Source organism: Nonomuraea turkmeniaca, from assembly GCF_005889735.1.
GTDB lineage: Bacteria > Actinomycetota > Actinomycetes > Streptosporangiales > Streptosporangiaceae > Nonomuraea > Nonomuraea turkmeniaca.
In genome coordinates this window covers 1-8259 of record NZ_VCKY01000351.1, presented here as the reverse complement: position 1 = coordinate 8259, position 8259 = coordinate 1, and the positions used below count along the sequence as shown (strand labels likewise).

At 68.1% G+C, this 8259-nt stretch carries 7 protein-coding genes; 4 read left to right on the top strand and 3 right to left on the bottom strand.

Annotation, left to right across the window (positions count from 1 at the left end; all coding sequences use genetic code 11):
• The 3 genes from ETD86_RS50630 to ETD86_RS50620 form a co-directional block, all read right to left on the bottom strand.
• Positions 1-611, bottom strand: a 611-nt coding sequence (locus tag ETD86_RS50630; protein ID WP_246149460.1) for an SDR family NAD(P)-dependent oxidoreductase, incomplete at its 3' end; no start/stop codon positions are given.
• Positions 612-1223: 612 nt separating this feature from the next.
• A complete protein-coding gene (locus ETD86_RS50625) occupies positions 1224-1628 on the bottom strand; it encodes a tyrosine-type recombinase/integrase (protein ID WP_138673768.1) in 405 nt (134 codons plus the stop codon).
• Positions 1625-2674 carry a hypothetical protein gene (locus ETD86_RS50620; protein ID WP_138673767.1) on the bottom strand — a complete coding sequence of 350 codons (1050 nt, stop codon included), beginning with the start codon at positions 2672-2674 and terminating at the stop codon, positions 1625-1627. Before ETD86_RS50620 ends, ETD86_RS50625 begins: the two co-directional genes overlap by 4 nt.
• Positions 2675-3365: 691 nt before the next feature.
• On the opposite strand from ETD86_RS50620, the gene ETD86_RS50615 reads away from it, so the two are divergent.
• The 4 genes from ETD86_RS50615 to ETD86_RS50600 all read left to right on the top strand — a co-directional run bounded on the left by ETD86_RS50615 (position 3366) and on the right by ETD86_RS50600 (position 8055).
• A complete protein-coding gene (locus ETD86_RS50615; protein WP_138673766.1) occupies positions 3366-4043 on the top strand; it encodes a hypothetical protein in 678 nt (225 codons plus the stop codon).
• A gap of 103 nt (positions 4044-4146) precedes the next feature.
• On the top strand, positions 4147-5802 hold the full coding sequence (locus ETD86_RS50610; RefSeq protein ID WP_211370841.1) for an ISL3 family transposase: 1656 nt from the start codon (positions 4147-4149) through the stop codon (positions 5800-5802).
• A 49-nt stretch (positions 5803-5851) separates the two neighbouring features.
• Positions 5852-7093 carry a Dyp-type peroxidase gene (locus ETD86_RS50605; protein ID WP_138673765.1) on the top strand — a complete coding sequence of 414 codons (1242 nt, stop codon included), beginning with the start codon at positions 5852-5854 and terminating at the stop codon, positions 7091-7093.
• 431 nt (positions 7094-7524) lie between these two features.
• Positions 7525-8055, top strand: coding sequence for a hypothetical protein (locus ETD86_RS50600; protein ID WP_138673764.1), 531 nt, complete (start codon positions 7525-7527; stop codon positions 8053-8055).
• Positions 8056-8259 lie beyond the last annotated feature (204 nt).

Sequence of the window (8259 nt, the reverse complement as noted above, 5' to 3'; positions counted from 1 at the left end):
ATCGACAGGCTGCCGTCCACCGGGAGGGTCACGCCGGTGATGAAGGAGGCGGCGGGCGAGGCGAGGAAGGCGACCGCTTCTGCCACGTCCCTTGGGGTGCCGGTGCGGCCGATCGGGTAGCCGTCCGCGGCGTTCTCCAGCCCCTCGCCGCCGATCAGGCCCGGTGCGACGACGTTCGCCCTGATTCCGGCCGGGCCGTACTCCAGCGCGATCTGCCGCATCAGCGCGTCCAGCCCGCCCTTGGCCGCCGCGTACGCGGGCAGTCCCGGGGGGGCCAGGAAGGAGTTGACCGAGCCGACCGCCACCACCGCCCGCGTCAGGTGCGGCAGGGCCGCGCGGCACAGGTGGATGGCGGCGTCCAGGGTCGCACCGAGGGCGGTCTGCCACTGGTCGTCGGTGGTCCGCTTGATCGGGGCGACCGGCATCACGGCCGTGGCCAGCACCAGGACGTCGAGCCCGTCGAGGGCGTACACGGCCGCGCGGACCACCCGATCGGCGCAAGCCCATGCGGTAGGGGTGACTAGCCCATGGACGGGGTGCAACCCGGGTCCAATGTCGGCGCGCGTAGCGGCCAGAACACTGTCTCGGCGACGGTCCCTCTGCCTTCGCACGGTTCCTTCTAGTGAGGGCAGGGCCGCTTCACGCCGCCGTTCACCGGTGGACGGTGAAGAGGCTTCTGCACACTCGCGCCTTGAAGCCTTCAAAGCGCCGGCAGGGATGGCGATGCAGCTTGTGATGCCCTGCTCTCCGCCCTAAACCGAACATGTCCCTGGTGGCGTTTGCGGCCCTTACCAACCGTCGTATGCACCTTGCGTTCAGCCGGCCGACGGACGATCTACGGGGACGCAGCTTCCGTTCGTATGGCAGAGGGAGTTGGGCCAACAGGGCGAGGAGCGGGAGAGATCGGGACGCCTCTCCCCTTCTCCAATGACATAGCGGCCACCCGCGGCGCTGGCAGTCGGAGAGGCGGTTGGACTGCTTGTCCGACAGAGAATCCGAGACCGCAGCCAAAACCCAGGGTTCCGGTGAACGCGAGAGCCAGCCACAGTCCCCGCCAACTGCGTCGAGGCCGCGATGGGGTCCTGCGAATGAAGGCAGACGGCGGAAGGTTGGACATCGTCACCCCCGATATCACGAGCTGATGGTTACTAGACGATCACTTCTGGTATCAGTTCGTATGCGTAGCCCCAGGAAAGACCGATCAACTGACCAAGCTCTCCCGCCTACTCACCGAGAGCGTCGGCGATCCTCCTTTTGGCCGCCTCGTCCTGGCCGACAATGCATTTAGCGTAGATGCGCAGGAGCACATCGACGCTGTGTCCCGCCCACTCGGCTACCTGAGGCGCAGGAACTCCGGCGTTGAGCCAGGTGGAGACGCAGGCGTGGCGCAGGTCGTAGGGGCGAGCGGCCAGTGGTGAGGCGAACTCCTTCTCCGTCAGGGCCTTCTTGCGGGCGGCTTTCCAGGCGCGGCGGTAGGTGATGAACGGGAGGTCGTCGGCCTTGACGCCGTAGAAGAGGCGGTCCTGTGGCCCTTCGTTGAACGTAGCGAGGTGGGCTCGCAGGATGCGTACCAGGGGCGGTCGCGGAAAACTAGCGATCCAGGCTCTTCCGGCGGGCCGACAGGTCACCCACTCAAGCTTCGGCTTGTCGTCGGCTGGTCACCTACCCCGGCCGGCGGCACGGCGGTGGGCGACAGGCGCTTGAGCATGGCCGGCAGGCTGAGTAGGTCGTCGAGCGGCTGCCGCACGTCCACCTGGCCGAACTCGCCGCCCAGCCTGCGCGCCGCCTGTTCCAGCGCGGACAGCCGAAGGCCCTTGTCCCGCTTGCCGGTGCCCATCAAGTCCTGGGCCCGCGCCACCAGTGCCACGATGTCCGCATGCCTGGTGTGGAGCTCGCCAGTGGCAGCGGCCTTAGACAGGCGTACCAGTGCGCTGTCGACGTCGCGCACCGTGCCCTGGTCGAACGACGCCTTCGCCTCGGCGGGAATCGCCCTCCACTCGCCCACCAGTACGCTCGTTTTCGCACGCAGAGCCTCGGTCGAGGGCATCACCCCCGCCCACAGATCCAGCATGCGCTGCAGCGCCCGGATACTCTCGCGATCGTCCGGGAACGGGAGAGTGGTCTGCCAGAGCAGAGTGTGCAACTCGCCGATGTGTTCCCGATCCCGCAAGATCGAATCCAAACCGGCGATCATACGCTCGATCGTGTCGTGGGCCGCCCTCATGGCCTCACGAAGCCGCGCCTCCTGCTCCGCTGCGGCCCGCCGAGCCTCGTCCTGCCGTCGTGCCTGCTCGCGGAGCTCCTCTTCCTGCCGCTGGATCCGGCGGCCCAATTCCTCATCCCTCTGGAAGGCGCGCCGCTCGAACTCCGCCTCGCGTTCCTCCAGGCGCTTGGCGCGCAGCTCTTGCTGCTCCTTGAGATACTCCTCGACCTGACTGAATCCCAGCAGCACAATGGGCACCGCGAACAGGAAGCTCGTGATGGCGCTCACGAGGTTCGTGGTGAACGGCTGCCGGCTCAGCCACCAGCCGTTCACGTCGGAGAGAAAACCGCCTATCGCGGCAGCGGTTCCGATGAGCCAGGAGGCGGCCGCAGCCACCCACGCCCCCTTAGGGATCGTGCGGACGGCCTTCTTGAAATTCCATTTCGGCTTCTCGCCCGGCTCCGTGTCCACCCAGCCCCTCACTCCCTCACAGACTGATCCCTTTGCTCATCGGGGGTGAGCTTGTGGGAGTTACCGAGCACATCAGCCCTGTCCGCGGGGAAACGCAACAAATGCCCCTCCCCGGAGTACTTTTCCGCGCGGCATGGAGTCACAGCTCCATTGCGCGCTGCGCCTCTCGATCGAGCCTGCGGGCGGTTGCGTGCGCGCTCATCATCATGAGACCACGGCTCCGTTCGCACAGCCGTAGCTCAACCCGCCTACGAGTGCCAGCCTCCCAACACTCCAATACATGGATGCTAACGATCAAGGCGTCTCCACCGAACCCAGTGATCCAGCCTGTATCTGCCTACTCGGCCGGCCTGGTGTGACCGTATGTTTATAGGACCGAACCGGAGAGGGCCGCCCCTGCGTACGTCTTGGCGTCTGGGCGTCTCATAGCCGGGGAATGACCATGCTGGTACGTTATGCGCCCCTCGCGGGGACGGGTTTGCTGGGGGGACAATCCGGTCGTCCTCGTACGAGCTGGAGACCCGTCATGACGACCTCGCCGTCACCAGTTCCGACTCCGCAGGCGACTCCCGAACGGCCCACGGCCGATCCCCTTCCCCGCACCGATACGACTCCGGCGCCTCCGTCTCTGACTCCGCCGCCGATCGCTCAACCGCCCGACTGAAACTATTCGGGGATTGATCCGAAGCTAATGCACGACTTCGAGCGCGATCTCGGCCAGGCGGAAACCACGCTCGGCAGAAGCGAGCCGGTTATTCGTCGGATGTTGCAGGATCTCGATCTGGACACCTCGCGGCTGAACGCGATGCGGGAACTCGGCAACTGGATCGGAGCCAAGCGCCCGGAGTTACGTCGGCGCAACGAGACGATCCAGGCCGTGACCACGGAATGGGGCACGGATACAACCGGCGGGCTGCGTCCCTTCGACGAGGCGCTGTACAACAGAGCTTCAGGCGATCCCGACGCGTACGCAGCCGCGCTCAAGCTAGGTGAGGTCACCCGGTACGGCGAGGTGGATGAAAAGACCATCGCCGAGTTGGAGAAGCGAGCGGGCGACAAGCAGTTCGCCACAACGCTGCTGTACGCGCTGGGGACCGAGCGGTTCCGTCATCTCATGGCAGCGCTTTCGTATCCGAGGGACGCAGGCAAGAAGCGGTTACAGGCGGCGCTTGGTAAGGCGCTCGGCGCGGCCAGCTCACGGTTGGATGCGTCGTGGCGGAAGGAGTTGCTCTCCAACCTTCGAGTGCCGACAGATCAGCACGGGCTGGCGGACTTGCTTCAGTACGGAAACTACGACCGAGAATTCTTGGGGCTCTGGCGATCTTTGTGTGGCGCCGTCACAGACAGTGGTCGAGACTCTCGCCCGTAACTGATCGCAATCGGATAACTGGCCATGGATAGGCGCGGCCGCCCCGTGAAGATCTTGTTCGACCAAGAATTTGATCATCACCTGAGCGGCCGCGAGGTTCATTGTGCCCTGTGCGCAGCATGCGGTGGCGGGCGATGCCTGCTGCCTGCGGATGTTCTTCCCCCAGCTGGCCGAACTCCTCGTCGAGGAGGTCACCGATCACGGGGACTACGTGCTGGTCACGGCCCATACCGAGGGCGGGCCGGCGGCCTGCCGGGCGTGCGGCACCGTCTCGTCGCGGGTGCATGGCCGCTACCACCGGCTGCTGCATGATCTGCCCGCTGCGGGCCGCCCAGTCCTGATCGCGCTCACGGTCCGCCGCCTGACCTGCCAGAACCCGACGTGCCCGGTCCGGACGTTCGCCGAGCCCGTGCCCGGTCTCACCCAGCGCTACGCCCGCCGCGCGAAACTGCTGCGCCGACTGCTGGAGTTGATGGCGCTGGCCCTGGCCGGACGCGCCGCCTCCCGGCTGCTCGAGCAACTCGGCGTACGCGTCGGCCAGGACACACTGATCGGTCTGGTCCGCGCCCTGCCCGACCCCGAGATCGGCCAGGTCACCGTGCTCGGGGTCGACGATTTCTCCAAGAAGCGCGGACGCTCCTACGCCACCGTGCTGATCAACATGGACACCCACCAGCCCATCGACGTGCTGGACGACCGGACCGCCGACGCCCTGGAGCAGTGGTTACGCGACCATCCCGGCGTCCACGTGATCTGCAGAGACAGGGCCGGAGCCTATGCGGCAGGAGCCAAGGCCGGGGCACCTGAGGCGATTCACATTGCTGATCGCTTCCATCTCTGGCGCAACCTCTGCGACGCGGTCGAGAAGACCGTCATCGCCTGCCGTGCCGACCTGCGTGAACCCGACGCCGATGCCGCTGAACCCGCCCACGAGGAACCCGGCGACCAGCAGCTCGACAACGCACTCCCGCCAGAGCCGATGCCAGATCAGCCATCGGAGGAGGAATGCCGGCTCATCGTCCGGACCCGTGAACGCTACGCCGCGGTGCGGGAACTGGCAGCCAAGAACTGGACGATCTCGGCGATCGCACGCAAGCTGCGGCTGTCTCGGCCCACCGTCCGCAGGTTCGCCCGCGCCGAGGCGGTCGAGGACCTGCTGACCAAGGCGACCGGACGATCCGACCTGCTCACCCCCTACCTGCCCTACCTGATCCAGCGGTTCAACGACGGCTGCACCGACGCCGCCCGCCTCACCCGAGAGATCCAAGCACACGGATACCTGGGCAGCCCACAGACCGTCCGCCGCTATCTGCACCCGCTGCGGGCCTCGGCCACCGCAGCCCACGCACCCTCCTCGGCACCGACCATCCGCGAGACCACCCAGTGGATCACCCGCCGCACTGACCGGCTCACCCCGGACGACCAGGCCAGATTCGCCGACCTGCGCGCTCGCAGCCCGCGCCTGGACGCCACCGCCGGCCACGTCGCCGCCTTCGCCCAGATGATGACCACACTGACCGGCACGGCCGACAACCTTCAAGCGTGGATGGCGGCCGTAGACGCCGACGACCTGCCCGGCCTGCACTCCTTCACCCACGGCATCCGCCGCGACCTGGACGCCGTCGTCAACGGGCTCACCCTGCCCCACAGCTCAGGCGCGGTCGAGGGCAACGTGACGAGAGTCAAAGCGCTCAAGAGGAGCCGATACGGCCGAGCCAACTTCGACCTTCTCCGGAAGATCATCCTCTGCGCCCACTGAACCTGCTCACGATCTGTGACGCCGCCACACAAAGATCGCCAGAGCCACAATGGCTGAGCAGCCAACCGGGCTGGAGCTGCAGAGCAGGCCCCGGCTGTCCCGGCGCGGGCTGCTCAGCGGAGGCGCGCTGGCTGCCGCTGCCGCGGTGACCACCGGGGCCTCAGCCGGTACAGCCTCGACACCTCCCGCCACCAGCCCCGCACCTACCGCTCCGCCGGCCGACGGACGCGCGGTGGAACCCTTTCACGGGCCGCACCAGGCGGGAGTGGCCACGCCGCCGCAGGCTCACGCCGTCTTCGTGGCCTTCGACCTGCGCAAGGGCGTCGACCGTGACGGGCTGGCCCGGATGATGCGGCTGCTGACCGACGACGCCCGCCGCCTCACCCAGGGGCGGCCCGCGCTCGCCGACACCGAGCCCGAGCTGGCGGCACTGCCAGCCCGGCTGAGCGTGACCTTCGGCTTCGGGCCGGCGTTCTTCGACGCCGCCGGCGTGGCGAAGCACCGCCCAGAGTCCGTGGCCGCGCTGCCCGCCTTCAAGATCGACAAGCTGCAGCCGCGCTGGAGCGGCGGCGACCTGCTCATCCAGATCTGCTCCGACGACCCCCTCACCGTCACCCACACCCTCCGCATGATCGTCAAGGACGCCCGTTCGTTCGCCCAGGTCCGCTGGACTCAGCGCGGGTTCCGCCGCGCCGCCCACAGCCAGCCGGGCGGCATGACCCAGCGCAACGTCATGGGCCAGCTGGACGGGACCGTCAACCCGGCTCCCGGCACGGCGGACTTCGACCAGGCGGTGTGGATCAAGGAAGGCCGGTTGCAGGGTGGCACCACCCTGGTGCTGCGACGCATCCGGGCGGAGCTGGAGACGTGGCACGCCGCCGACACCGTGGCCAAGGAGTTCACCGTGGGCCGCCGTCTGCCCGACGGCGCGCCCGTGACCGGCCAGCGGGAACACGATGAGCCGGACTTCAACCGGCTCACTCCGGCCGGCTTCCCGGTCATCTCCGAGTACGCCCACATCCGCCGCGCCCACGTCAGCGATCCCAGCCAGCGCATGCTGCGCCGGGTCTACAACTACGACGAGGACGTCGCGGCCGACGGGACCTCCGACTCGGGGCTTGTGTTCGCCTCCTTCCAGGCTGACATCACCCGCCAGTTCATCCCGGTCCAGAAACGGCTGGCCGAGGCGGACCTGCTCAACGAGTGGACGACGCCGATCGGCTCCGCCGTCTTCGCCATCCCGCCGGGCTGCGGCCCGGACGGCTGGATCGGCCAGACCCTGCTGGCCTGATCAAGCAGAGTTGGCCGGTACGGGGGAGCCCCTCAAGCTCTCCCGTATCGGCTCCCGGATGGAGAAGGGGCGGCTACTGGGCACCCAGCGCTGCGAGAACAGGAGCGAGGAAGGACACCAGCGTGCAAACGGCGAGAACAGGCACGGTGCCGAAGGCTCCTATCGCGGGGGCGAGCCGTGGCCGGGCAAGACACCCCGCCGCTCAGCCTGATGCAGCTTTCTCTGGCGATGCCGCCGCACGCTCCGTTTCCGTCATCGGACCAGGTCAGCGCGTGAAACTTTCACCCGCACAGGGCGGACGTCCCGGGGTGGAGATACGTAGCCTGCGTTTTCCGGGTTCAGACAGCCTCTGGCGTATTCGCCCGGTAGGCACACTTCCGATCACATGGCACTATGACCGCGTGCATGTGAGCGGGCCTTCCTTGCGCGCGATGCGTGCCGCGGTGTTCGCCGCGGCGTGCGTGCTGGTCTCGGCCGCCTGGCACGGGCTGGCCGGCGGCGGCCTGGTGCGCTTCGACGTGTTGCTCGGTGCGCTCGCGCTGGCCTGGACGGGCGCCTATGTGCTCGGGCGCCGCCAGCGCGGCATGGAGGTCCTGCTCGCGGCCTGCTTCGCCAGCCAGTACGGCATGCACCACCTGTTCAGCGCGGGTGCGGTCACGCCGATTCCGCCCTCACAGGAGCACGGCAGCGGGGTGGGCATGCTCCTGGTGCACGTCATGACGGCGCTCCTGTCGGCCTGGTGGCTGGAGCGAGGGGAATCGGCCCTGGCAGCCCTGCTGCATCTCGCCGGGACCACCATCCGACGCTGGTGGCGGGCCCTGTCGGTCCTGGCCGGCGGGCTGGTCGAGCCGCACCTCCACACCCTCCGCCCGTCAACGGACGAGCGCGTCCCCTGCCTGCACTCCTGGTGTGCCACGGCGATCTCCCGGCGCGGCCCACCCCTGCGTTTCTCCCTCATCTGATTTCCCCTTTCCGGGTCGCGGCTCGCCACGCCGCCACCCGCGTACCGCCGCGCCCTGCGAATGACGCAGCCCGCGCCGACCCTCGAAACCTGTTGGATGCACGCGCCCGCGCGTCGCCCCTGTGAGTGGAGAAACGCCTGATGACCTCAACCGCCGACGTCGGCAGCGCCGCCGAGCACGACCGCCCGCCCTCCCCCGAACGCC